This window comes from Kribbella sp. CCNWLW201, from assembly GCF_037203805.1.
In the GTDB taxonomy this organism is placed as follows: Bacteria; Actinomycetota; Actinomycetes; order Propionibacteriales; family Kribbellaceae; genus Kribbella.
On record NZ_JBBCBQ010000016.1, the window covers coordinates 67,677 to 92,758 of the forward strand.

A 25,082-nucleotide genomic window follows, 5' to 3' on the forward strand; every position below is an offset into this window, starting at 1 on the left:
TAGCATCCTACGTGTTGGTACGCAACTACCAGAGCTGCCCGGCGCGTTCGGCCCGCGCCGCGGTCTGCAACTGATCCGCCATCTCGACCAGTCTCGATGCCGACAGCACCTGGTCGTGCCCGTCGTCGGCGAGGTGCGCCCGGCCGGTCGCGACGATCCGCGCGAACGCCGCCGCCCGGTCCAGAGTGGTGGCGAAATCCCCGGTCGCGACACCCCGCAGTACGGCGTCGACCATGTCGCGCACCTCGGTCGGTCCGGGTGGTTCGGCGACTCCCGCGACCACCGCGTGCACCTCGGCGTACCGGCGTCCGGCCGCGAACTCGCGGGAGACTCCCTCCGCGTTCGAGTGCACCCACGACCGCAACAGGTACAGCCGCCACAGTGACCCCGGCAGGGAGTCGGCCGGCGCGTCGGACCAGAGCTCGGCGAGTTCGTCGAGGCCGTAGTCGTCGGCCAGCTTCACCACCCGCGCGTGCACCTCGGCATCCTCCGAGGACCGCACACCGCGGACCAGGAGTTCGGCGGTCCGGTGCGCGACCTCGGTCACAGCCGCCGGGTCGGCAGCACCGGGCAGCGACTCGAACAACTTGTTGCCGGGCATGATCGGACGGCGCGGATTGGGAGTGGCCACGCGCTCAATGGTGCCTGAACCAGCCAAGCCCCGCATGCCGACCCGGCGCAGTCACCACACCCGCGGTCGCGGCGGCGGTCTGCGGCCGAACCGGGGCAAGACCGTCCGGAGGTGCCAAACGTTTTGGCATCGGTTTGGCAGAACTTTGGCGTTGACCGGCCGCCGCCGGGCTGGGAACACTGCTGCCAAGACGTTTTGCCAAAACGTTTAATCAGCCTGGTGTGCCGGTAAGAGCGGTGGTCGAGCTCCCGGCAGGAACGGAGTCGAAGTGAGGAAGCTTCGCAGCACGAGCGGTCGTCCGCGGACCGTCGTACGCGGTATCGCCGTCATCGCGAGCATGGTCCTGGTCGCCGCCGGATGCGGCGCCGGCGGAAGCTCCGGTGGCGGCGGCAGCGACACCCTGACTGTCCTGGTGGAGGGTGGCGGCCGCGCCGAGCTCCAGCCGATCGCCGACCTGTACAAGAAGGAGACCGGTACGACGGTCGACCTGGTCGAACTGCCCTACGACGGCCTGTACGACCGAGTCCAGACCGAGCTCGGCTCGGGCCAGGCCTCCTTCGACGTCGCAGCGCTCGACGCCATCTGGTTGAGTGCCTTCGCGGCCGGCGTCTCGCCGCTCGACGACCTCTTCACCGACAGCGTGAAAGGCGATCTGTTCCCGGGCCTGGTGACCGAGGCACAGGTCGACGGGGCGTACGTCGGAATGCCGGTCTGGACGAACTCCGAGATCCTCTACTACCGCACCGACCTCTTTGGCGACCCGAAGGAGAAGGCCGCCTTCAAGGCGAAGTACGGGTACCCACTCGTCCCTCCGACGACGTGGAAGCAGTACCGGGATGTGGCCGAGTTCTTCACCCGCGACACCAACGGCGACGGGCAGACCGACCTGTACGGCACCGACGTCAAGGGTGCCGTCGAGACGGAGTGGCTGGCGACTGTGTCCCAGACCGGTGAGAAGACGATGGTTCTGGACCCGAAGAGTGGTCAGGTCAGCATCGACGACGCCGACCACCTCGAGGCGCTGAACTTCTACACCAGCCTGCTGCCGTACGCGCCGGCGGGCGCCGCGCAGCTCGACTGGGCCGGCGCGCAGAACCTCTTCTACCAGGGGAAGCTCGCCATGATGCGCTTCTGGGGACACGCCTACACCCAGACTCCGGCCGATGCCAAGGTCAAGGGCAAGATCGGCGTCGCCCCGATGATCGCCGGTCCCGGCGGGATCGCCGGCGTACCCGGCGCCTGGTACCTCTCGGTGCCCAAGGCAACGAGCAAGCAGGCGGAAGCCAAGAAGTTCATCACCTTCGCCTACGAGCACAACGAGCTCTCGGTCAAGACGTCCCTGGGCCTGGTCGCCCGCGTCTCGGCGTTCGAGTCGCAGGCCGGTGTGGCCGGGCACGAGAACTACCCGGCCATCCTCAAGACGCTCGAGTCACCCGCGACGATCGCCCGGCCGGCCACGCCGAAGTGGCAGCAGATCGTCACCACGGTGCTCACCCCGATGCTGCAGAAGGCGGTCGTGAAGGGCGCCGACAACGCGGCCCTGCTGAAGAACGCGAAGGCCCAGATCGAGGCCATCGTCAAGTAGCCCGCCGGACCGCCGCCGATTCCGAAGGATCCGCTTGTGCGCCTCACCGACCGCCGGTTCGCGCTTGTCCTGACCGCGCCTGCCGCGCTGTTCCTGCTCGCCTTCGTGGCGTGGCCCCTGATCAGGTTCGTCTCGAATGCCTTCTACCAGATCTCGCCGATCGACGGCGGTCCGCGCAGCTTCGTGGGCTTCGACAACTTCGTCACGGCGTTCAGCTCGCCGGCGTTCCAGGACGCCTCGGTGCGCACGATCGTCTACACGGTCGTCGTGGTCGCGCTCGAGTTCACCTTCGGCATCGCGGTGGCGCTCGTCTTCTCGGCCCTCGGCAACCGATCGGCGGTGTTCCGTACCGTCTTCATGTACCCGCTGATGGTCGCGCCGGTCGTCGCCGGGTTGTTGTGGAGATTCCTGCTCATCGACAACTTCGGCATCCTGAACGAGTTGCTCCGCCGGGCGGGAGTGCTGCACAGCACCGACCAGCTGGGCTGGCTGAGCGACCCGAAGATCGCGCTGTTCTCGGTCGCGCTGCCGGACATCTGGCTGACAACCTCGTTCATCACGCTCGTGCTCTTCGCCGGACTGCAGAACATCCCGGGTGACGTGATCGAGGCCGCGCGCATCGACGGTGTGCGGTTCCCGACCCTGCTGCTCCGGATCATCCTGCCGCTGCTCCGTCCGGTGATCGCCGTGGCGCTCATCGTCCGGGGCATCGACGCCGCGCGGGCGTTCGACATCATCCTCATCCAGACCAACGGCGGGCCGCAGGAGAGTACGACGACACTCAGCCTGCTCATCTACCGCACCATGACGCGGAACGGAGATCCAGGACTGGCCAGTGCCATGGGCACCGTGTACCTGATCGCGATGCTCGTGGTCGCGGCCGCGGCGATCCTGGCCATCTGGCGGCCCGGAAGTGAGCAGGCATGAGCGGCCTCGAAACACGCCGGCGTTCTGCCCGACTCCTGCTCTGGGGTGCGCTGGCCATTGCGCTGGTGCTCTACGGGTTTCCCTTCGTCTACCTGCTGCTGACGTCGTTCAAGGCTCCGCTCGACGCGATCGCCGTACCGCCGAAGGTGTTGCCTTCGCAGTGGACGCTCGACAACTATGTGGCGGCGCTCAGCAGGGAAGGCGTCGTACCGGCGCTGATCAACAGTGCCGTGACGGCGGTTATCAGTACGGCGTTCTCACTCGTGCTCGGGGTGCCGGCGGCGTACGCGATCACTCGGTACCGCACGCCGAGCGGGCGGGTCTTCGTGATCGCCGCCCTGGTCACCCGGATGGTGCCGACGATCGCGGTCGGAGCGCCACTCGTCGAGACGATGCGATCGCTCGGTATCGCCGACACCTCGATCGGACTGGCGATCGCGCACACCACGATCTCGTTGCCGCTGACGATCTGGCTGATGTCGAGTTTCTTCGAGGCGGTGCCCGGCGAACTCGAAGAGGCCGCGAAGGTCGACGGCAGTGATCGGCTCGGGGCGCTGTGGCACGTCGTACTGCCGGTCGTGTCCGGCGGGCTCGCGGTGACCGCCATCTTCGCGTTCCTCGCGTCCTGGAACGAGTTCCTGTTCGCGCTGCTGCTCACGTCGGTGCGGGCGCAGACCACGCCGATCGTGATCGCGAACTTCCAGACCCAGTTCGGCCTCGACTGGGGCGGGATGACCGCGCTCGCGGCGGTCTACTCCGTGCCCGTCATCCTGCTCACCCTCGCCCTCCAGCGACACATCGTCGCCGGCCTGACCCTCGGTGCCGTCAAGGGCTGACCCCTACAAAAGAAAGCGATTCCAAACACTATGGAGTTCTGGCAACCCAACAGCCCGCTCGGCGGCCTGGCGCACGTCAAGTCCGGCCGGTCGCGTCGCGAGTCGAGCTGGGACCGAAGCGGCGGCAATAGAGACTTCAAGGTGGTGCCCGCGGGCGAGACCTTCGTGATCGCCGATATCGCGGGTTCCGGCCGGATCGAGCACATCTGGCTCACCACGCGCTGCTACTCGGAGAAGTACCTGCGCAAACTCGTGATCGAGATGTTCTGGGACGGCGAGGACAACCCCAGCGTTCGAGCGCCGCTCGGTGACTTCTTCGGCGTCGGGCACGCGGTCGCGAAGCATTACATGTCGCTTCCCCTGAACGCTGTGTTCGGCCCGCGGCGGGGGCCGAAGGGACCGTTCGCGGCCGCGATGAACAGTTACTTCCCGATGCCGTTCGGCAGCCGGGCGAAGATCCAGATCCGCAACGAGAGCGATCAGCCCATCGAGAACCTCTTCTATTACGTCGACTACGCGCTCAGCGACGAGCCCATCCCGGACGACGTCGGCCGCTTCCACGCCTACTACCGGCAGGAGAAGCCGACCGTCGCGGTGCGCCACACCACCGATCTCGAGAACCCGGCGCCGTGGGACCTGCCCGGGACGAATCTGACCGGCGACGACAACTACGTGATCCTCGATGCGACCGGCAAAGGGCACTACGTTGGCTGCGTGCTGAGCATCGACAACTTCGACGCCTCCAACCAGGTGTTCACCTGGCCGGGGGAGGGCGACGACATGTTCTTCATCGACGGAGAGGTCTGGCCACCGTCCCTGCACGGAACCGGTACGGAGGACTACTTCGGTGCGGCGTGGGGATTCCCGAGTGGCGAGTACGCCGGTCCCTACCACGGCATCACGCTCGGTGCGAGTCCGCAGGAGCACTTCGGCTTGTGGAGCATGTTCCGCTGGCACATCGAGGACCCTGTCCGGTTCGAGAAGAGCCTGCGGGTGTCGATCGAGCACGGACACGCGAACGATCAGGGCAACGACTACTCCAGCGTCGCCTACTGGTACCAGGTGGGCGAGCACGCTCCGCATGCCGACCTGCCACCGGTCGAGGAACGGCTGCCGCGTCGATGGCCGGAGCACGGCCTCTGGGATGAGTGAGGCCTGTCCATGAGCGTGCCGGGCGAGCAGGACGAGGTGCGGAAAGTCGGGATCCGGGATGTCGCGCGCGCTGCCGGCGTGTCAGTCACGACGGTTTCGCACGTGCTCAACGAGACGCCGAACACGCGCACGAGTGAGGCGACCCGCGAGCGGGTGCGTTCGGTCGCGCGCGACCTCGGGTACACCCCGAACCGGCTCGCCCGCGGCCTGCGCACCCGTGCCTCGGACATGATCGGCTTGCTGACCGAGGAGATCGCCACCACTCCGCACGCGGGGCGCATCATCCTCGGCGCCCAGGAGGAGGCGAGCCGCCACAACCTCACGCTCGCGATCATCAACTCGCATCTCGACGCCGGCGCGGCGGCCCGCCGCGCCGACGCCCGGGCCCTGATCGAGCGTCAGGTCGACGGCATCATCTACGCCACCGTGTTCCACCACGAAGTTTCCGTGCCACATGAGCTGCGGACGGTGCCGGCGGTGTTGATAGGAGCTCTGGACCGGCAAGGCGTCGTACCCGCCGTACTGCCCGACGAGGCGAGCGGGGCCGCCGACCTGGTGGCCCTGCTGGTCGCGTCCGGGCATCGACGGATCGCCTTCGCGAACTCGAGTATCGACGTCCCGGCCACCCGGGGCCGCCTGGTCGGGTACCGGCGCGGCCTCGCGGACGCGGGCATCTCACCCGACGAGCGGCTGATCGCCTCTGGTGTCTCGGAGGCGGCGGGCGGCTACACGGCCTGCCGCGAGCTGCTCGATCGCGCCGACCGGCCGACGGCGATCTTCTGTTACAACGACCGGATGGCGATGGGTGCCTACCGGGCCGCGCAGGAACTCGGCCTGCGGGTGCCGGACGACGTCTCGATCGTCGGGTTCGACGACCAGGCGCCGATCGCGGGCAGCGTCTACCCGGCGCTGACAACCGTTGCCCTGCCGCACTACGAGATGGGCGCCTGGGCGGTGGCCACCCTGACTCGGCTCATCCAGAGCAGCAGCAACTTCTGGTACCGCTCGACGCATCCAACTTGGCTGCCGTGCCCGGTGGTCGTGCGTGAGTCGGTCGCCCAACTCAGCTGACCGGTCCAGTCAGTACGCTCGTGGTATGGCAGGTGCTGGTGGTGGGCGTGGGCGGTTGGCCAAGAATCTGGTCAAGTACGGCGTGCGGTACGGTCCGCTCGCGGTCGAGGCGATCAAGCACGGTCGCGAGCCGGCTCAGCAGGCGGTCCAGGCGGCGCTCGCGAAACGGTCCGCCCGGAAGAAGGCGATCGAACACGCCCTCACCGTCCGCGACGGCTCCTTGCTGAAGGTCATCCGGGACGGCCAGGCGATCTTCTTCGTCTTCAGCGGCGACGCGATCGTGACGACCTATCCGCCGGTCCCGCAGAACAGCTACCCCGATCTGCTCCGCCACGCCGACCTCGACAAACGCGAGCCCGCCGTAGTCCTGGCCGCCCGCAAACCCAAGATCGCCCCCCGCCTCCCAAAGATGCGCAGGCGCTGACGCAGCCCGCGATCCCCGCCACACCGCCAGGGGGATATCCCCGTGAGTGCTGCCTTCTCCCCTCGTACACCAGGGGAGAAGGCACAAGCCGAGCGGATATCCCCTCGTGCACCGGGCTGCGCCCGGGTTCGCACCGAGCCGAGCAGTCGCGTGCCTCGCCTGAGGCAACCCCACATCCCAGGGGGCAACCCTCGAGTCAGCGGGTTGCCCCCTGAGATTCTCGGTGGGCAACCCCCCACGTGAGGGGTCAACCCCTCGGGTTGGGGGTTGGTCCGGGTGCTGGGGGACGGGGTGGCCGGGTGGGATGTGGGTTGGGAAGGTTGACGCGGGCGTAACATGCGCGACCCGGGTGGGCAACACCTTCGGCGGAGAGTGGAGGGACGTTGTCACGAGGGAGGGGCGTCCGCATGCTCTGGAAGATCAGGACTGAACTCGCCGACCGGCCCGGTGCTCTGGCCGAACTCGCTGCACGGTGTGGTGCGGACGACATCAACATTCTGAGTCTGGAAGTGTTCACCGCCGAGACCGGCGCCGTCGACGAGCTGGTGGTGTCCACCGGTGTCGGCTGGACCGCCGACGACCTGACCGCCCTGGTCGCCGAGGCGGGTTGCTCCCGTACGACGGTCCGTCCGTGCAAGGCCGACGTACTGAGTGACAGCCCGACTCGCTACCTGCGCGCCGTACTGCGACTGATCGACGATCCCGTGTCCGTGGACGAGGAGCTGGGCAATCTGCAGGGGTTCGAGGAGTACACCCCGGCCGAGTGGGCTCGGGCCGACGTACTCGTGGAGATCGCCGGCCGGCTGGCCGAGCGGTACCAGGGGACCGTGATGGAGGGCCCGCGCCCGGGTGACGGCGTACCGGATCTGCGGAAGGCGACCGTCGAGGACGCCGAGGCCGTGGTCGCCATGCACGAGCGGTGCTCGTACGAGAGCCGCACCCGGCGCTATCACGTGCCGATGCCGAAGCTGACCACCCGGACCGCGCGGCACCTGGCCGCACCGGCCGGCGGGATCTCGGTCGTGGCGGCCGTCGGTGACGGCGTGATCGGAATGGCGACAGCCGCGCCCTGGGAGGAGTTCGGCAGTACGACGATGGAGGTCGCCGTACTCGTCGAGGACGGCTGGCAGGGCCAGGGTCTGGGACTGCAGTTGCTCCGCCGGGTCGTCATCGAGGCGCGTGGCCTGGGAGCCGATCGGGTCGTCTGCGTGGTGCAGCCGGAGAACCACGCGATGCTCCGCACCCTCGAGCGGCTGCGGATGCGGTCCCGGGTGGTGCAGGACGGCGACAACCTGATGGTCACGGTCGCCCTGTCCGACCAGAGCCTGTCGAATGCGGTGGATCAGCCCCCGGTGCAATATCGTCAGTCTCGTGTCACCCCTTCCCATCGGTCGCAATCCACACGGTCTGCTGGTCAACCTGCCCGCGAGCACGCGCTCGCCGCTCTTTCAGCTGTTCCTCCGCTTTCTGGTGGCAATGGGCCTGCTGACCCTGATGGTGCTGATCGTGGTGGTCGATCGTGACGGCTACAAGGACAGCTACGACGGCACCGTCGGCCTGGTTGACGCGATCTACTACGCGACTGTCACTCTGACCACGACCGGGTACGGCGACATCACTCCGGTGACGCCGACGGCCCGGCTGGTCAACGCCTTCATCGTGACGCCGTTGCGGATCTCGTTCCTGGTGGTCCTGGTTGGCACGACACTGGAAGTCCTGGCAACCGAAGGTCGTCGCATCATGCGCGACACGCGATGGAGGAAGCGCATGAAGGACCACACTGTCGTCGTCGGCTACGGCACCAAAGGCCGGTCCGCCGTCCAGACGCTGATCAGCAACGGGGTGAAGCGCGAGAGCATCGTGGTGATCGACCCGCGGGCGCAGGCGATCGGTGACGCGGGCAACGATCAGATGGCGGCGTTCCACGGCGACGCGACGAACCGGACGGTGCTGCGCCGGGCCGAGGTGAGTACGGCGCGCGACGTGATCGTCACGACCGATCGCGACGACGCGGCGGTGCTCGTCACGCTGGCCGTGCGGCAACTGAACCCGGACGCGCACATCGTGGTCGCGGTCCGCGAGGAGGACAACGTCCCGCTGCTCCGGCAGAGCGGCGCCGACGCGGTCGTCACGTCGTCCGAGGCTGTCGGCCGGCTGCTCGGACTGTCGGCGGTCAGCCCGAACCTCGGCGAGGTGATGGAGGACCTGCTGACGTACGGCGAGGGTCTCGAGGTGGCCGAACGACCCGTCCTCGGCCGCGAGGTCGGCAAACCCCCGTCGGCGGTGCCGGACCGGGTCGTGTCCGTCGTCCGCGACGGCAGAGTGCACCGGTACTACGACTCCAGCGTCTCGGTCCTTGCTGCCGGCGACAAACTCATCGTGGTCCGCCCCGCCAAGGAAACCCCCTGGGCCGAGCGCCCGGGCGCCGACGAAGAGGACGAGTGACCTCTTCCACTGCTGCCTTCTGAGTGCTTACCTCGGTACAGGTGGGGACGGTTCCCACCCGAGGGGTGAGGCGTTATGTGGTGGAACAAGCATGTCGTGGGCATCGCGGTCGCAGCATTGGTGTGCGGTGGTTTGGCGGGGGTGCCGAGCCAGGCGGCGACACCGGGTAACGAATGGTTCGCACCGTGCGACCCATCGACTGCCGAAGCGCGCGGCGGGCCGGTGCGGGAGCCGAATACCGGGCAGACCGTCGTGGATCTGCCGGCATCGGCGAAGGGCAAGGCCGGACCCGGCTTCAAAGTGACGGTCCCGGTGTACTTCCACGTGATCACCGACGGCGCGATCGGTGCGGTGACGACGGAGCAGATCAACGCGCAGATCGCTGTCCTCAACAACACGTTCGCGGGCGGCGAAGGTGGCGACAACAGCGGCTTCGGCTTCCGGCTGGCCGGAGTGACCCGGACCGACAACGCGGCCTGGTTCTACGGCGGCATCGGCGGCACGAACGAACACACCATGAAGCGGACCCTCCACACCGGCGGACCAGGTGCCCTGAACTGGTACTCGACGACCGCGGGCGCCTACCTCGGCTGGGCGTACTTGCCCGACGTCGTGACGAAGCCTGGGCAGGCCTACCTCGACGGCGTCGTCGTCGACTGGGAGTCCATGCCAGGTACGTCGACGAAGTACGCGGGCCAATACGACCAGGGCGAGACGGGGACGCACGAGGTCGGCCACTGGCTGGACCTCCTGCACACCTTCGACGGCGGCTGCAGCCCGCACGGTGACTTCGTCGCCGACACGCCGGCGCAGAAGACGCCGACCCGCGGATGCCCCGAAGGCAAGGACACCTGCAAGGCACCCGGACTCGACCCGATCCACAACTACATGGACTACTCCTTCGACTCCTGCTACACCGAGTTCACCCCCGGCCAGTCCCAACGCATGGCCGACGCCTGGCTCCTCTACCGGGGCTAGCGCGTGACGTCCGACAGTTCGGATCATCGAGTGTGAGAACCTTGCCGCCGGCAAAGGGCTTCCGACGACACACTCGCCACACTCGATGATCCGGCTGCGGGCAACCCGCGAGTGAAGTCAGCGTGGCGAGTACTTGGTCATGCGGTGCGGCGGCGGTAGGTCCATCGGCCGGCGATGGATGTGGTGGTCAGACATATTTGATGAGCGCGGCGGATCCGGCTGAGCAGAGTCTCCTCGTTCTTCAGGTCCAATGACGTCACCCGGACGATCGTCAGTCCGTTGCGTTCGAGACCCTCCTCGCGATGATTGTCCGCGGTGTGTTGTCCGAGATCCCGGTGGTAGGCACCGTCGTACTCGAGACCGAGACCGGCCACCGGTTCCAGCAGGTCGACGATGCCGAGGAAGATCCCGTCGACATCGAACACCGGTACGTTCACCTCAAGCGGAGGCAGGCCCGCCTGCCGGCACAGCATCCTGAGCCTCGATTCCGGTGGAGACGCGGCCATTCTGTTCAGTAGCGGCAGCGCATCGCGGAGCCGCCGGATGCCTCTGCGGCCTGGATGAGTGCCGGCGTACTGCGAGATCGCGCTGGAGTCGGTGAGTCCGGCATGAAGCATGCAGTCTCCGGCGACGACCGCCTCGGTCAGGTCCGGCGCCAGTCGGAGCAGGTCGTACGCCGTCCGGGTGCCCGTCGTACAACTGACACCGTTGCACTCAACCACATCGTCCGGCTGCAGAGTCGCCCGTAGAGTCGTGATGCCCGGCCGGTTCACCACACTCCTGGGCGGGACCACGAGGAGCACCGGTTCGCCAACCCGCACCTCACCCCGGACAGCTCCCCAGCCGCCGTCCAGGTAGGCAACACCTTGCAGGTACGCCGAAGCCCAGCCTCCGACCACACCGCCAGACGGCATCACAGCAACCGCATCCAGAATGCGCTGCCTGACCGAGTCATTGACCTGCGCCGATCGGTGGTAGCCGAAGTGCGGCGAGACCCAGCGCTCGGATTCCAACTGTGCCCGGGTAACCCCGCCGGCGAGCAGATCCTTCCGTCGCTTGGCCATCGGCCACCTGTAGACGTGCCCCATCCCCTGAGCTTGCCCCATATCACCGGGCGACGCTGATCCCTGTCCACAGCCCTCCCGCGACTGAAGCCACCGTGCCCGACGGTCCCCGCCCCCTGAGGTCCAGTGAAGCCACCGTGCCCGACGGTCCCCGCTCCCTGAGGTCCAGTGAAGCCACCGTGCCCGACGGTCCCCGCCCCCTGAGGTCCAGTGAAGCCACCGTGTCCGACGGGCTCGTCCACTGAAGCCAGCGTGCCGCTCCACGCGCCTCGCGAGTTGGTTGGTGCGGCGACGTTCGAGGAGCCGTCGAGTGTGGGGAGTGTGCCGGCTACAAAGGCTTTCCGACGACCAACTCCTTACAGTCGATGCTCTCGGGCGGGGGGTGCGCCCAGGAGGAGGCTGCTGGGTCACGGTCCGGTTTCAGGATGTGGTCGTCGTTGGCTCGGTGTTGACGGTTGCGGGAGGCCGCTTTAATGTCTGATCTGTAAACGATTACAAGAACGATTACAGGAGGCGGGCGTGAGCCGTCCGACGATCGCTGGAGTGGCCCGGGCAGCCGGGGTCTCGGTGGCGTCGGTGTCACGGGTGCTGAACGGTTTGCCGGCCACCGAGGAGATGGTCGAGCGGGTGCAGCGGGCGGTCCAGGAGCTCGGGTACGTGCCGGACGCGCGGGCCCGGTCGCTCAAGGTCGGCCGGACGTTCCAGCTCACGCTGGCCGTTGCGGACGTCGGCAACCCGGTGTACGTGACGATGATGCGGGCGGTCGAGGAAGTCGTCTCGGCGGCCGGCTATCGCCTGGTGGTGACGACGACAGGGCCGGACGTGGTGGACGAGGTCGCGTTGGTTCGGGGGATGGCGCGAGGGTACGCCGACGGTCTGGTGATCAGCCCGCTGCGCGTCGACGAGGACCTGATCAAGTCGATCCGCGAGTGCGAGGTCCCGGTGGTCGTCGCCGGTAACGTCCCCGCCAAGGCCGGCGTCGACACGGTCCGCGCGAACTCACCCAAGGGCATGCTGCTCGCCGTCGAACACCTTGTACAAAAGGGCCGCCGCCGCATCGCCTTCCTCAACGGCCCCGCCGACACCGTGCCGGGAGAGGCCCGCGCGAAGGGCTTCGCCGACGCCCTCCGAGCACACGACCTACAGCCGGCCGCAACCGCCGAAGCAGCCGACTTCACCTTCGCCGCCGGCCGCGCCGCAGCACCGGACGTGTTGGAAAAGCCACACCCGGATGCAGTGATCTGCGCAAATGACCTGCTGGCCGTCGGGCTCATGCATGAGTTGGCGGCGGCCGGACTCGAGGTACCCAAGGACGTGGCTGTGGTGGGGATGGATGACAGTGAGTTGGCTGAGCAGAGTTTTCCGCCGTTGACCAGTGTGAATCTGGGGTCGGCTGAGCGGGGGCGGCGGGCTGCTGAGTTGCTGTTGGCAAGGATTGAGGATTCCACCCGGAGTCCGAAGCGGATCGTCGTACAGCCGTCTCTCAGTGTGCGGGGGTCGACGCCATGACCGCGACTATGACCGCGCCCGCGAAGCAGAAGGCGCCGACCGGAAGGCCGAAGCAGAACCGGGAAGCGATCTTTCTCTTCCTGCCCGCGTTGCTCCCGGTCCTGCTGCTCAGTGTCTACCCGCTGATCCGCGGTATCGCGCTCGGCTTCACCGACGCCCGGGCCGGCCTGAACGTCGACACGAACTTCATCGGCTTCGACAACTTCACCAAGCTCCTGCAGAACGACCTGTTCTGGTCTTCGTTCCGGATCGGGGTGATCTGGACCCTGTCGGTGACGATCCTGCAGTTCGTCGCCGCGCTCGGCCTGGCGTTGCTGCTGAACACGAACATCAAGTTCCGCGGCGTCGCCCGGACACTGGCGCTGATCCCGTGGGCGATGCCGCCGGTGGTGGTCGCGATCATGTGGCGGCTGCTGCTGCACCCGACCAACGGCCCGGTCAACGAGGTGCTGCAGAAGCTCAACCTGACCGACCAGCCAATCAACTTCCTGGGCGACTTCAGTACGGCGTTGCCGGCCGTGATCGTGGTCGGCATCTGGGTCGGGATGCCGATGACCACAGTGACCCTGCTGGCCGGTCTGCAAGGTATCGACCGGTCGCTGTACGAGGCGGCCGCGGTGGACGGTGCGAGCGCGTGGAGCCAGTTCTGGAACATCACGCTGCCGCAGCTGAAGACCGTAATCGTGGCGATCACCAGTCTGGACATGATCTGGAACTTCAACTCGTTCGGCCTGGTCTACGTGCTCACCGCCGGCGGGCCGGGTGGCAAGACGATGCTGCCGATGCTGTTCGCCTACAACGAGGCGTTCCGGTACGGGAACTTCGGCATGGCTGCCGCGATGGGTGACGTGATGGTCGTCATCATCATCGTCTTCCTCGCCTTCTACCTGCGGAACCGGCTGAGGAGCGAAGCATGAGAACGCGTCCGGCCGCCCGGGTCCTGCAGTACGTCGCCGTCGTCTGCTACCTGATCTTCCTCGGCTTCCCGCTGCTCTGGCTGATCTCCAGCTCGCTGAAGTCGCCACGGGAGTTCGCGAGTATCACGCCCTCGTTGTTCCCGAAGGACATTGACTTCTCCAACTACAGCGACGCGTTGAGCGAGCAGGGTCTGGTCCGGGGACTCGGCAACAGCCTGCAGATCTCGATCGCGAGCACGATCCTGGTGCTGATCGTGTCGCTGCCGGTCGCCTACGCGCTGGCCCGGTTCCGCAGCCGGCTGCGGCCGATCACGAACGGCTGGATCCTGGTCAGCCAGGTGTTCCCGGTGATCCTGATCGTGATCCCGCTGTTCATGATCCTGCGGCCGCTGCACCTGACCAACACGATCCCCGGCGTGGTGATCGTCTACATGGTCTGGTCGATGCCGTTCGCGTTGTGGATGCTGCAGGGCTACGTGGCCGCCGTACCGCGGGAGCTGGAGGAGGCCGCGTCGGTGGACGGGGCCGGGCGGCTGCGGACCATCGTGTCGATCGTGATGCCGCTACTGCGGCCGGGTTTGATCGCGACCGCGATGTTCACCTTCATCTCGGCGTGGAACGAGTTCTTCTTCGCTCTGGTCCTGTTGCAGGATCCGGAGCTCAAGACGCTGCCGCTGGTCCTGGCCCGCTTCGTCGGTGCCGAGGGCCAGGTCCAGTTCGGACCGCTGGCCGCGGCATCTGTACTGGCAACTGTCCCGAGCCTGGTGTTCTTCGCCTTCCTGCAGCGCCGGCTGGTGTCCGGCCTGCTCAGCGGCGCAGTCAAGGGTTAGAAATCCCCTGAGGAGATGCAATGAGAAAAGCAATGACTGCCCTGATGGCGGCGGGCGCTCTGGTGGCGCTCGCGGCCTGCGGTGGCAACAGTGACGGCAGCTCCGGTGACTCCGGATCGTCGACCGAGAAGGTGACGCTGAAGTTCCAGAGCCTCGCCTTCCAGAAGACCACCGTCGCCGCGACCAAGAAGATCGTCGCGGACTGGAACGCGGCCAACCCGAACATCCAGGTCGAGTACGTCCAGGGCAGCTGGGACTCGGTGCACGACCAGCTGGTCACCCAGTTCCAGGGCGGTACGGCGCCGGACATCATCCACGACGAGTCCGCCGACATCACCGGTTTCGCGAACCAGGGGTACCTCGCCGACCTGTCGCCGTACCTGAGCCAGGAGACGAAGGACGCCGTACCGCAGGGGGTCTGGGACTCGGTCTCCAGCGACGGCAAGGTATGGGCGGCGCCGACCCTGCTGCAGTCGTACGTCGTCTTCGGCAACTCCGCGCTGCTCAAGCAGGCCGGGATCGCGACGACCGGTGACTCGCTGAGCTGGGACCAGCTGCAGGCGGATGCCAAGAAGCTCACCGCCGGTGGCAAGTACGGCCTGGGCTGGGGTCTGAAGAGCCCGACCGCGACCGTGCTGAACCTGGGCATGAACTTCGACGCGCAGTTCTTCGAGGGCTCCGGCCGGGACGCGAAGGCGAAGATCGGCGACCCCGAGCTCGAGGTGCCGAAGCGGATCCACGCGATGGCGTACACGGACAAGTCGATCGAGCCGACCTCGCTGACCCAGAGCGGTTCCGACGTACTGCCCGGCTTCTTCGCCGGCAAGTACGCGATGGTTGTTGGTGGCAACTACGCGGCCCAGCAGATGGTCGAGCAGGCGCCGAAGGGATTCCAGTGGGAGGTGCTGCCGCCGCTGATGGGCACCAGCACCAAGCAGGCGGCGAACCCGCAGACGCTGTCCGTGCCGGCCGAGGGCAAGCACATTAAGCAGGCCGCGCAGTTCATCGACTACTTCATGAAGGCCGAGAACCTGGCCGCGGTCGGTCAGGGTGACTGGCTGATCCCGACCACCCAGGCGGCCCGGGACGCGATCCTGAAGGCGACCGGCGGTAAGAACGGCTGGCAGCAGACGCTGGCCAGTGGCAGTGAGCTGACCAAGGCGCCGTTCCAGACGGTGGAGAACTACCCGAAGTGGAAGGACCAGATCGCGACGCCGGCGCTCCAGGAGTACTTGGCGAACAAGACCGATCTGGCCACGCTGGGCAAGAAACTGAGTGACGGATGGGGTCAGGTCAACAGCTGATGTCCTTGCTGGAAGAGAAGGCAACAGGTGCCCTCGTCGGCTCCGCGGTCGGTGACGCGATCGGTGGTGCCGTCGAGGGCTGGACCCCGGAGGCGATCCGGGAGCGGCACGGCGGCTGGGTGACCGGCATCGTCGGACCCTGGTACGACGATTGGCGCACAGCTCGGCCGATTGCGCCGTACCACAAGGGCGACGGGCACATCACCGACGACACCTTGATGACGCATGCCTTGGTCGAGGTGTACGACGAGCGCCGGGCCCACCTGGACGCGTACGCGATCGCGGACCTGCTGGTGCCGAAGATGCTGAACGGGCGCCGTTGGGTGCCCGAGCTGGAGACCGACGCGCTGCTGCTGCACCGGGTGTTCCTGGCCGAGAAGTGGCTGGTCACCCGGTTGCACTACGGGCACGTCGATCCGCGTGAGGCCGGCGTCGGCAACATCGTCAACTGCGGTGCGGCGATGTACGTGGCGCCGGTCGGGATCGCCAACGCGGGTGACCCGGAAGGCGCCTACGCGGAGGCGATCGACCTGGCCGGCGCCCACCAGTCGAGTTACGGGCGGGAGGCGGCCGGCGTGTTCGCGGCCGCCGTCGCCGCCGCGATGGTGCCGGGGGCAACGGCCGCCTCGGCGGTGGACGCTGCCCTGAGGCTGGCCAAGGACGGCACTCGGAGGGCCGTCGAGGCGGTGGCTGACGCGGCGGACGGAATCATCGACTGGGAACAGGCGATCCCCCTGCTGCGTAAGGCGATCGAGCCGTACGACCTGGTCGGGCCGGACTACCGCGACCAGTCTCTGGACGCGCGCCGGCCGAGCCGGACCAAATCGATCGAGGAGCTTCCGGTCGCGCTCGGGTTCGTCCTGGTTTCCGGTGGCGACGTACGGCGGGCAGTCCTCGGCGGCACGAACTACGGCCGCGACGCGGACTCGATCGCGTCGATGGCCGGTGCGATCACCGGTGCGCTCAGCGGCCTGGACGGGGTACCGGCCGACTGGGCGGCGGACATCGCCGCGGCGAGCAAGACCAACCTGGAGCGACCCGGCCGCGTGATGGCGTCGGTGGCGGAGGACATCCGCGCGGCCGACGCCGAGCGGTGGGCGCGGCGAACCACGGCCCTGGACGCACTGGTCTGAATGCACGCGTTTCGGCTGCCGCAAGAAGGGAAAGAAGGACGCGGATGAGACTGACCTGGGTGCAGCCGGAGGATCTGCTGCCGCATCAACTGATCCAATCCCGTTCCGAAGGTGTGGATGTCGCCGACGTCGAGGCGCGCTGGCGCGAAGCCGGCGGTACGACGGATGCCCCGGCCTCGGGTGCCTCGGACGCACCGGCGTCGCCGGAGCTGCGGTCGCTGGCCCGCGAGCTGATGGACGAGCTGGACCGGCGGGCGACCAAGTGGCAGGAACCGGTCATCCCGGATCTCCCCGTGCTCGGTGCGGCCGACGATCAGCGGGTGCTCAACGCGTGGCTCGGCCGGGCCGCAGGGAACCTGCTCGGCAAGCCGGTGGAGAAGATCCCGCGCGACGGCATCCGGGAGATCCTGGAGACGTCCGGCCAGTGGCCGCTGACGCAGTACATCACCGCGATCGGCGTACCGGACGAGGTGCAGAAGCGGTGGCCGTGGAACCGGCGGTCGAAGCCGACGAGCCTGCGCGAGGTCATCAACGGGATGCCCGAGGACGACGACCTCAACTTCGCGATCCTGGCCTTGCAGTTGCTGGAGCGGCACGGCTCGGCGCTGACCACCGAGGACGTCGCCCAGGCCTGGCTGAACGACCTGCCGGCCGGGCGGGTGTTCACCGCCGAGCGTGTTGCCTACCGCAACCTTCTCGAAGGAGTCGAGCCGGACCGGGCAGCGGTGGTCGGTAACCCGTTCCGCGAGTGGATCGGTGCCCAGATCCGCACCGACGTGTACGGCTGGGCGCACCCCGGCGACCGGACGGCGGCCGCCCGGCTCGCGCTGGTCGACGCACGGCTGAGCCACACCGGCGCAGGTGTCGACGGAGCCCTCTGGGTCGCTGCGATGTCAGCAGCCGCGCTGGTCTTGGACGACCCACGGGAAGTGGCCCTCGCCGGGCTGGAGGTGGTCGCTGCCGATGGCGCAATCGCACAAGCTGTCCGGTTCGGATTGGCCCTCGCGGATGCTGAACTGGACGACGCGCTCGACGCTCTGCATGCCGAGTACGGCGACCTGCATTGGGTGCACGCGGTGAACAACAGCGCACTCACGGCGTACGCGTTGACGGCGCCCGACTTCGCGACCGCGGTCGGTCGTTCGGTGATGGGTGGCTGGGACACTGACTCGGCCGGCGCCACGGTCGGTGCGGTGTTTGGCGCAGTACGCGGGGTTCCGGCAGAGTGGTCTGCACCACTGGACAACCGGGTGGCCACGAGCCTGCCGGGAATGAACCAGATCGCGATCGACGAGCTGGCTGCGAGGACTGTGGAGGTGGCGCGGCGTGGAGCCTGATGTCGTCCCGGACGTGGTCGTAGTAGGCAGTGCGAACGTGGACCTGGTGCTCCCGGTCCAGCGGATCCCGCGCCCCGGCGAAACAGTGCTCTCGGGGGTGATGACCCGCGGACCGGGTGGCAAGGGAGCGAACCAGGCGGTCGCGTCGGCCCGGGCGGGCGCCCGAACCGCGATCGTTGCCTCACTCGGCGTCGACGACGCCGGCGACCTGCTCCGCGACGCGCTGTCCGGCTCCGGTGTCGACCTCTCCCTGGTGTCGTCGTCGACCACCCCGACCGGTACGGCGATCATCACCGTCGACGAGTCCGGCGAGAACGCGATCGTGGTCGCGCCGGGTGCGAACGGCGAGCTGGCCCTGACCGAGGACGCGGCCCGGGTCGTGGGCCGGGCGAAAATCGTCCTTTCCCAACTGGAGATCCCGTTCGACACCGTGCGGGAGGCGGCCGCGACGAGCTCGTTCTTCATCCTCAACGCGGCCCCGGCGGCCGAGCTGTCCGACGAGTTGCTCGCCGACGTCGACCTGCTGGTGGTGAACGAGACCGAGGCCGAGCTGATCGCCGGCGCCGACCGGTCCGCACTGCTCAAGCGGGTGCCCGCCGCGGTGGTCACCCTCGGCGGTGCGGGCGCGGTGATCCTGACCCGCGGCGAGGGTGAGATCGTCGTCCCCGGGGTACCGGTCGACGTGGTGGACACCACGGCCGCGGGCGACACGTTCTGCGGGGTGCTCGCGGCAACATTGTCTGCCGTGTCAGCTACCGACCCGATCACGCCAAGCGACCTGACGAATGCTGTCCGACGCGCTAACGTTGCTGCTTCATTGAGTGTTCAGGCCGCGGGGGCGATTGCCTCGGTGCCTCACGGGGATGCAATCGACGCGCGTTATGCGGAGGTGTACCTGTGAATCCGCTCGAGCCGCGGCCCATCGATCTGCCTGCCAAGGTGGACCTGGGGCTCCGGGCCGACCTGGCCTTCCTCGACGACGCCAAGATCCTCGGCGCGCCGGAGGACCCGGCCGACCTGCCGCGGTGGCGCGGCAAGCTCGCCGAGTGGTTGATCGGCGCCTACGACCGGACGCCGTACGACGGCACCCACTACGAGGTCCCCGGCCGGGAGTGGACCCAGACGGCGTACTCGGTGGCGCTCGTCTGGCTCTGGGACGACCAGCTGTACGACGTCGCGACCGGGAAGTTCACCCCGGACAAGTTCGTCCAGCACGCGGTCGAGGACTTCGGCGGGTACGACGCGGTCGTGCTGTGGCATGCGTACCCGGTGATCGGGATCGACTCGCGCAACCAGTTCGACTTCTACCGCGACGTACCCGACCTGCGGGAGCTGATCGACGATCTGCACCGGCTCGGGCTGAAGGTGTTCTTCGACTACAACCCGTGGGACGTCGGCACCCGCCGGGCGGCGCGTTCCGACGCGGACGAGTTCGCCGCCCTGGTCACGGACTACGCCGTCGACGGTGTCTTCCTGGACACACTGAAGGAGGGCGACCCGGCCTTCGCCCGCGCGCTCCGGAGGGCGAACCCGGCGATCGCGCTGGAGGGCGAGTCGCGGTTGCCGATGGCAAGGATCGGGGACCACGCGCTGTCCTGGGCGCAGTGGTTCGCCGACACGAAGGCTCCCGGCGTACTGCGGGCGCACCTGTTCGAGCGCCGGCACATGATGCACCACACCCGCCGCTGGAACCGCGATCACAGCGACGAGCTGCAGTCGGCCTGGGTGAACGGCGTCGGCATGCTGGTCTGGGAGTCGGTCTTCTCGGCGTGGGTCGGCTGGAACGCGCGCGACCGGGCGACGCTGCGCCGGATGGTCGCCGCGCAACGGGCCTTCGCGCCGGTGCTGATCAACGGCGACTGGATCCAGTTGACCCCGGAGGTGCCGGACAAGGCGCGTGAGCACGGCGTCTACGGCTCGCGCTGGGATCTGGCCGACATCACCTTCTGGACGCTGATCAACCGCGACGAGCAGGACTTCGAGGGCATCGTGCTGCGCTCGGAGGATCAGGTCGGCGACTGGTACGACGTGACCTCCGGGGTGCCGATCACCGCCGATGACGATGGGGTCCACCTGGTCGTCCCGGGGCGTGGCGTCACCGGGATCGTCCGGGTCGGTGCCACGGCCGGATCCAGTTGCCGGGCGACTGCTCGCCGACTGGGTACTCTGCCTCGACCACACCTGAAGGACTCCGCGTTCCCGGCTGCACCGGCCCAGCGTCTTCCGGTTCCCGAGGTCTCGGGTGATGCGTCCATCGGCCCGGTCGTCGTCGTACCGGCGGGGGAGCAGGCGTTGACGGTCCGGCATCGGCGTCGCGAGACCGGTTTGTACGACCAGGCGCCGTACGTGGAGGAGTGGAAGCCGCTGCCGCCACGGTTGCACGACACTCAGACGGTCCAGCGTGATGTCGTCCTGGAGGGCATCTCGGTTGCGGTGTCCGAGGTGACGAACGCCGAGTACGCCGAGTTCCTCGCCGCGACCGGCTACCGGCCGCGGATTGCGAACCGGTTCCTCAAGCACTGGGTGGACGGCGCGCCCGTGGCCGGGACCGAGGACCAGCCGGTGACGTACGTCGACCTGCCGGACGCGCGGGCGTATGCGGAGTGGCGCGGTGGGCGGTTGCCGACCGAGGACGAGTGGCAGGTCGCGGCCGGGCTGGACGGGTTCACCCGGGCCGAGCCGATGGTGTGGAACCTGACCGAGAGCGAGCACCGTGACGGGCGCAGCCGGTTCTGCATCCTCAAGGGCGGCTCGCATTATGTTGCCGAGGGCTCCGACTGGTACGCCGACGGCGGGCCCAAGGAGCCTGAGGTGAGCTTCAAGCTGGTGCTGACCGGTGGTGGTCTCGATCGCTCGGAGACCATCGGTTTCAGGTGTGCGGGATGAGGACTGCTCCACTCGACGGTGTGAAGGTACTTGAGGCGGCGACGCTGTTCGCGGGACCGCTGGCGGCGACGTTCCTGGCTGACTTCGGGGCCGATGTCACCAAGATCGAGCACCCGGCCCGGCCCGATGCGGCCCGGACACACGGTGCCTCGAAGGACGGGGTCGGGCTGTGGTTCAAGACGCTCGGCCGGAACAAGCGGCTCGCGACGCTCGACCTGTCCCGGGGTCGCGATGTCTTCCTCGACCTGGTGCGTCAGAACGACGTACTGATCGAGAACTTCCGGCCGGGGACGCTGGAGCGCTGGGGTCTCGGTCCCGACGTATTGCTGGACGCCAACCCACGGCTGGTGATCGCCCGGGTGACGGCTTTCGGCCAGGTGGGACCTTGGTCGAGCAGGCCTGGGTTCGGGTCGCTGGCGGAGGCGATGAGCGGGTTCGCCGCCGTCACCGGTGAGCCGGATGGTCCGCCGACGCTGCCGCCGTTCGGGCTGGCGGACGGGATCACCGCGCTCGCGACCGCGTACGCCGTGATAGTCGCGCTGCGCGAGCGCGATCGGTCCGGTCAGGGCCAGGTGATCGACATGGCGATCATCGAGCCGATCCTGATGATGCTCGGCGGCGGTATCACGGCGTACCAGCAGACCGGGTACGTGCAGCCGCGGCTGGGGAACCGGTCGTCGAACAACGCGCCGCGCAACGTCTACCGGACCGCGGACGGCCGGTGGGTCGCGGTGTCGACGAGTTCGCAGAGCATCGCCGAGCGGGTGGTGACGCTGGTAGGGCGGCCGGATCTGGTCGCCCAGCCCTGGTTCGCGACCGGGCGCGAGCGTGCTTTGCATGCCGACGAGCTCGACGAGGCGGTCGGGTCGTGGATCGCCGAGCGACCGCTGGACGAGGTGATGGCGGAGTTCGAGAAGGCCGAGGCCGCGGTAGGGCCGGTGCACGACATCCGCGGGATCATGACCGATCCGCAGTACGCCGCTCTGCAGACGATCGTTGCCGTGGACGACGAGGAGTTGGGGGGACCGGTGCAGATGCAGAACGTGTTGTTCCGGTTGTCGGAGTCGCCGGGGTCGATCCGCTGGGCCGGCCGGCCGCATGGCGCGAACACCGACGAGGTGCTCGCGGAGATCGGTGTCACGCCCGAGCAACTCGCGGCATTGCGCGAAGCCGGCGTGGTCTAAGTGCTGACTGCCCTGTATGTCCCGGCGAACCGGCCGGATCGATTCGCGAAGGCAGTTGCCGCGGGCCCGGATCTGGTCGTGTTCGACCTGGAGGACGCCGTACCGGTCGACGACAAGGCGGCCGCGCGCGGCTGGGCGGTGGCGTGGATCGCCGCCAACGCGTCGGGGCCGGTGGAGGTCCGGGTCAACGCGCCCGGTACGCCGTGGATCGAGGACGACCTGGGCGCGGTGGCCGTGCTTCCGCGGATCCGGATCCGGTTGCCGAAGGTGGAGAGCGCGGCCGATGTGCACGCCGTACTGGAACAAGTGCCGTCGGCAAGGATCACGGCCGTGATCGAGTCGCCACTGGGACTGGAGAAGGCGTTCGAGATCGCGACCGCGGACCCTCGCGTGGTGGCGATCGGTCTGGGTGAGGCAGACCTGGCGAGTTCGCTCGGGGTGGACGGGTCGGCGGGTCTGGCGTGGGCGCGCGGCCGGCTGGTGTCGGCGTCCCGGGCCGCCGGGTTGGGTGCTCCGATGATGTCGGTGTATCCGCATGTCAACGATCTGGACGGACTACGGCAGACGAGTCTGGAGGGCCGGGCGCTCGGTTTCGTCGGGCGTACGGCGATCCACCCGCGGCAGTTGTCGACGATCGTCGAGTGCTTCACGCCGACCGCCGTACAACTGGCCGAAGCCGAGGCCTTGCTGACCGCAGTCGAGAAAGCTGGAGTGGCCGAAGGCGGTGTCATCGTGCTGCCGGACGGCCGGATGGTGGACCCGGCCATGGTGGGGCGCGCCCGCGAGCTGACCACCCTGATGCGAGAGATCGAGTCCCGGCAGAGTTAGGGCATCCCGCATGCCCTAAGGTCGTAGGCATGCTGCCGCGCAGTGTTGATGCCGTGGTGATCGGGTCGGGGCCGAACGGGCTGGTGAGCGCGATCGCCCTCGCCGACGCGGGCTGGGACGTGCTGGTGCTGGAGGCCGCGGAGACCTTCGGCGGCGCGGTCCGGTCGACCGAGAGCGACGGCTGGATCAGCGACCGTTTCAGTTCGAGCTACCCACTCGGCGTGGCGTCACCGGTACTGCGCGCGCTCGAGCTGGAGAAGCACGGCCTGCGCTGGGCCCACGCGCCACTCCCGCTCGTGCACCTGCTGGACGAGGAAGGCGGCTCGGTCGCGCTCCACCCAGACCCCGAGGACACCGCGAAGTCGATCGCGGCCGACCACCCGGGAGACGGCGACGCCTGGCTGCGGCTCTACCAGCAGTACGTCGCGATCCGCGAGCCCCTGCTGAAGTCGCTGCTCACCTCGTGGCCGCCGGTCCGGCCGGGGATCAACCTGGTCCGCAAGCTCGGGTCGGCGGGGGAGTTGCTGCGGTTCGCCCGGTTCATGGCGATGCCGATGCACAGGATGGGCAAGGAGCTGTTCGAAGGCCCACGTGGTGGCGCCGTGCTCGCCGGCAACGCCTTGCACGCGGACGCGCCGTTGTCGGGCAGCGTCAGCGGGACGATGGGCTGGCTGCTCTCGATGCTGGCGCAGGACGTCGGCTACCCGGTGGCTGCCGGCGGCTCGAACTCGTTGTCCGGCGCCCTGGTCAGCCGGGCCGAACGCGCCGGTGTTTTGCTTGTCGCCGGTACGCCGGTCAGCGCGATCGAGATCTCGTCCGGCCGGGTGACCGGCGTACGCACGGCTTCCGGCGAGACGGTGGTGGTCAACCGCGCCGTCATCGCGGACACCTCCGCGCCGGCGCTGTACGACGCCCTGTTGCCGAGTGCAACGATTCCGGCGGGATTGCGGCGGGACCTGGACGAGCGATTCGAGTGGGACTATCCGACGGTCAAGCTGAACTTCCGGCTGAGCGGGCCGATCCCGTGGCGGTCGCCCGAGGCGCGGTCCGCCGGGGTGGTCCACCTGGCTGGGACCGCTGACGACCTGGTCCACCTGAGCGCCGACCTCGACACCGGCCGGCTGCCGTCGACGCCGTTCCTGCTGATCGGGCAGACCACGAAGGCCGATCCGTCCCGCTCACCGGAGGGGACCGAGGCGGTCTGGGCTTACGCGCACCTGCCGCGCGGGATCGCCGACGACGAGTCGGCGGCGAAACTGGCTGGCCGGATGGAGCGTGCGATCGAGCGGTACGCCCCCGGGTTCAGCGAGCTGATCATCGACCGGGACGTGCAGCGCCCGAGCGCCTTCGAGGCCGGCAACGCATCCCTCGGTCTCGGTGCGCTGGGCGGCGGCACCATGCAACTCCACCAGCAGTTGGTCTTCCGCCCGACCATCGGCCTTGGCAGTCCGCGCACCTTCGTGTCCGGCCTCTACCTCGGTAGCTCCGCCATCCACCCCGGTGGCGGCGTCCACGGCGCCTGCGGCCACCTGGCCGCCCGGACCGCCCTCCGCGACGCCTCCCTCCTCGGCCCCCTCACCCGCACCTTCCCAGCCGCGGCACTCCGACACCTACAACGCTGACGTGCGACTTGACGAGGGCACCTGCAGGGCCCGGGTCGCGGCGGCGCGGGTGGGCCGGTTGGCGACTGTGGGAGCCGACCTGCGGCCACACGTCGTACCGGTGACGTACGCGGTGCACGGCGACGAGGTGTTCGTCGGGATCGATCAGAAGCCGAAGACGACGACCGCGTTGAAGCGGTTGCGCAACATCGCGGAGAACGAGCGGGTGGCGATCCTGGTCGACGAGTACGACGAGGACTGGACGCACCTGTGGTGGGTGCGGGTCGACGGGGTTGCGCGGGTGCTGCCGGAGGCGCCGGCGGCGGTTGAGTTGCTGCGGGCGAAGTACCCACAGTACGAAGCCGATCCGCCGCGCGGCCCGGTCATCGTCGTCCAGGTGAACGGCTGGTCCGGCTGGTCCTACGCGTAGGGTGCAAGGA

At 68.3% G+C, this 25,082-nt stretch carries 23 protein-coding genes; 21 read left to right on the forward strand and 2 right to left on the reverse strand.

Annotation, left to right across the window (positions count from 1 at the left end; genetic code table 11):
* Positions 1–25: 25 nt before the first annotated feature.
* Positions 26–631, reverse strand: a complete 606-nt coding sequence (locus V9K99_RS40230) for a hypothetical protein (RefSeq protein ID WP_337007884.1) — start codon at positions 629–631, stop codon at positions 26–28.
* Between the two features lie 268 nt (positions 632–899).
* Here V9K99_RS40230 and V9K99_RS40235 point away from each other — a divergent pair, with 268 nt between their 5' ends.
* The 9 genes from V9K99_RS40235 (at position 900) to V9K99_RS40275 (ending at position 10,049) form a co-directional block, all read left to right on the forward strand.
* Positions 900–2,216 carry an ABC transporter substrate-binding protein gene (locus V9K99_RS40235; protein WP_337007886.1) on the forward strand — a complete coding sequence of 439 codons (1,317 nt, stop codon included), beginning with the start codon at positions 900–902 and terminating at the stop codon, positions 2,214–2,216.
* Positions 2,217–2,252: 36 nt separating this feature from the next.
* Entirely contained in the window at positions 2,253–3,143 is an 891-nt protein-coding gene (locus V9K99_RS40240) for a carbohydrate ABC transporter permease (RefSeq protein WP_337007888.1), read from the forward strand.
* Positions 3,140–3,979: a carbohydrate ABC transporter permease gene (locus V9K99_RS40245; protein WP_337007890.1), complete on the forward strand. Its 840-nt coding sequence runs from the start codon at positions 3,140–3,142 to the stop codon at positions 3,977–3,979. The genes V9K99_RS40240 and V9K99_RS40245 overlap by 4 nt, the downstream gene beginning before the upstream one ends.
* 30 nt (positions 3,980–4,009) lie before the next feature.
* A complete protein-coding gene (locus V9K99_RS40250) occupies positions 4,010–5,131 on the forward strand; it encodes a glycoside hydrolase family 172 protein (RefSeq protein ID WP_337007892.1) in 1,122 nt (373 codons plus the stop codon).
* 9 nt (positions 5,132–5,140) lie between these two features.
* Positions 5,141–6,202: a LacI family DNA-binding transcriptional regulator gene (locus V9K99_RS40255; protein WP_337007894.1), complete on the forward strand. Its 1,062-nt coding sequence runs from the start codon at positions 5,141–5,143 to the stop codon at positions 6,200–6,202.
* A 25-nt stretch (positions 6,203–6,227) separates the two neighbouring features.
* Entirely contained in the window at positions 6,228–6,626 is a 399-nt protein-coding gene (locus tag V9K99_RS40260) for a hypothetical protein (RefSeq protein ID WP_337007896.1), read from the forward strand.
* A 407-nt stretch (positions 6,627–7,033) separates the two neighbouring features.
* Positions 7,034–8,149 carry a GNAT family N-acetyltransferase gene (locus V9K99_RS40265; protein WP_337007898.1) on the forward strand — a complete coding sequence of 372 codons (1,116 nt, stop codon included), beginning with the start codon at positions 7,034–7,036 and terminating at the stop codon, positions 8,147–8,149.
* Complete coding sequence (locus V9K99_RS40270) at positions 8,103–9,071, forward strand: potassium channel family protein (protein WP_337007900.1); 969 nt, start codon at positions 8,103–8,105, stop codon at positions 9,069–9,071. The genes V9K99_RS40265 and V9K99_RS40270 overlap by 47 nt, the downstream gene beginning before the upstream one ends.
* A gap of 75 nt (positions 9,072–9,146) precedes the next feature.
* The gene (locus V9K99_RS40275) at positions 9,147–10,049 is read left to right on the forward strand and encodes a zinc metalloprotease (RefSeq protein ID WP_337007902.1); all 903 of its coding nucleotides are present in this window, start codon (positions 9,147–9,149) and stop codon (positions 10,047–10,049) included.
* A 137-nt stretch (positions 10,050–10,186) separates the two neighbouring features.
* Here the strand turns inward: V9K99_RS40275 and V9K99_RS40280 are convergent, their stop codons facing one another.
* Positions 10,187–11,113 (reverse strand): endonuclease domain-containing protein, encoded by a 927-nt coding sequence (locus tag V9K99_RS40280; protein ID WP_337007904.1) that lies wholly within the window; start codon positions 11,111–11,113, stop codon positions 10,187–10,189.
* A gap of 519 nt (positions 11,114–11,632) precedes the next feature.
* On the opposite strand from V9K99_RS40280, the gene V9K99_RS40285 reads away from it, so the two are divergent.
* Genes V9K99_RS40285 through V9K99_RS40340 form a run of 12 tightly spaced genes read left to right on the forward strand, consistent with a single transcriptional unit; the run spans position 11,633 to position 25,072 of the window.
* On the forward strand, positions 11,633–12,622 hold the full coding sequence (locus V9K99_RS40285; protein WP_337007905.1) for a LacI family DNA-binding transcriptional regulator: 990 nt from the start codon (positions 11,633–11,635) through the stop codon (positions 12,620–12,622).
* Positions 12,619–13,539 carry a carbohydrate ABC transporter permease gene (locus V9K99_RS40290; protein WP_337007907.1) on the forward strand — a complete coding sequence of 307 codons (921 nt, stop codon included), beginning with the start codon at positions 12,619–12,621 and terminating at the stop codon, positions 13,537–13,539. Before V9K99_RS40285 ends, V9K99_RS40290 begins: the two co-directional genes overlap by 4 nt.
* Positions 13,536–14,369 (forward strand): carbohydrate ABC transporter permease, encoded by an 834-nt coding sequence (locus V9K99_RS40295; protein WP_337007909.1) that lies wholly within the window; start codon positions 13,536–13,538, stop codon positions 14,367–14,369. The genes V9K99_RS40290 and V9K99_RS40295 overlap by 4 nt, the downstream gene beginning before the upstream one ends.
* Before the next feature lie 20 nt (positions 14,370–14,389).
* Positions 14,390–15,673 (forward strand): ABC transporter substrate-binding protein, encoded by a 1,284-nt coding sequence (locus V9K99_RS40300; protein ID WP_337007911.1) that lies wholly within the window; start codon positions 14,390–14,392, stop codon positions 15,671–15,673.
* Complete coding sequence (locus V9K99_RS40305; RefSeq protein WP_337007913.1) at positions 15,673–16,806, forward strand: ADP-ribosylglycohydrolase family protein; 1,134 nt, start codon at positions 15,673–15,675, stop codon at positions 16,804–16,806. The genes V9K99_RS40300 and V9K99_RS40305 overlap by 1 nt, the downstream gene beginning before the upstream one ends.
* A 44-nt stretch (positions 16,807–16,850) precedes the next feature.
* Positions 16,851–18,143 (forward strand): ADP-ribosylglycohydrolase family protein, encoded by a 1,293-nt coding sequence (locus tag V9K99_RS40310; protein WP_337007915.1) that lies wholly within the window; start codon positions 16,851–16,853, stop codon positions 18,141–18,143.
* Positions 18,133–19,044: a ribokinase gene (locus V9K99_RS40315; protein WP_337007917.1), complete on the forward strand. Its 912-nt coding sequence runs from the start codon at positions 18,133–18,135 to the stop codon at positions 19,042–19,044. The genes V9K99_RS40310 and V9K99_RS40315 overlap by 11 nt, the downstream gene beginning before the upstream one ends.
* Complete coding sequence (locus V9K99_RS40320; protein ID WP_337007919.1) at positions 19,041–21,029, forward strand: SUMF1/EgtB/PvdO family nonheme iron enzyme; 1,989 nt, start codon at positions 19,041–19,043, stop codon at positions 21,027–21,029. Before V9K99_RS40315 ends, V9K99_RS40320 begins: the two co-directional genes overlap by 4 nt.
* A 20-nt stretch (positions 21,030–21,049) precedes the next feature.
* A complete protein-coding gene (locus V9K99_RS40325) occupies positions 21,050–22,213 on the forward strand; it encodes a CaiB/BaiF CoA transferase family protein (protein WP_442914755.1) in 1,164 nt (387 codons plus the stop codon).
* Positions 22,214–23,041: an HpcH/HpaI aldolase/citrate lyase family protein gene (locus tag V9K99_RS40330; protein ID WP_337007923.1), complete on the forward strand. Its 828-nt coding sequence runs from the start codon at positions 22,214–22,216 to the stop codon at positions 23,039–23,041.
* Between the two features lie 29 nt (positions 23,042–23,070).
* Entirely contained in the window at positions 23,071–24,663 is a 1,593-nt protein-coding gene (locus tag V9K99_RS40335) for a phytoene desaturase family protein (RefSeq protein WP_337007925.1), read from the forward strand.
* Position 24,664: 1 nt separating this feature from the next.
* Complete coding sequence (locus V9K99_RS40340) at positions 24,665–25,072, forward strand: TIGR03668 family PPOX class F420-dependent oxidoreductase (RefSeq protein WP_337007927.1); 408 nt, start codon at positions 24,665–24,667, stop codon at positions 25,070–25,072.
* Positions 25,073–25,082 lie beyond the last annotated feature (10 nt).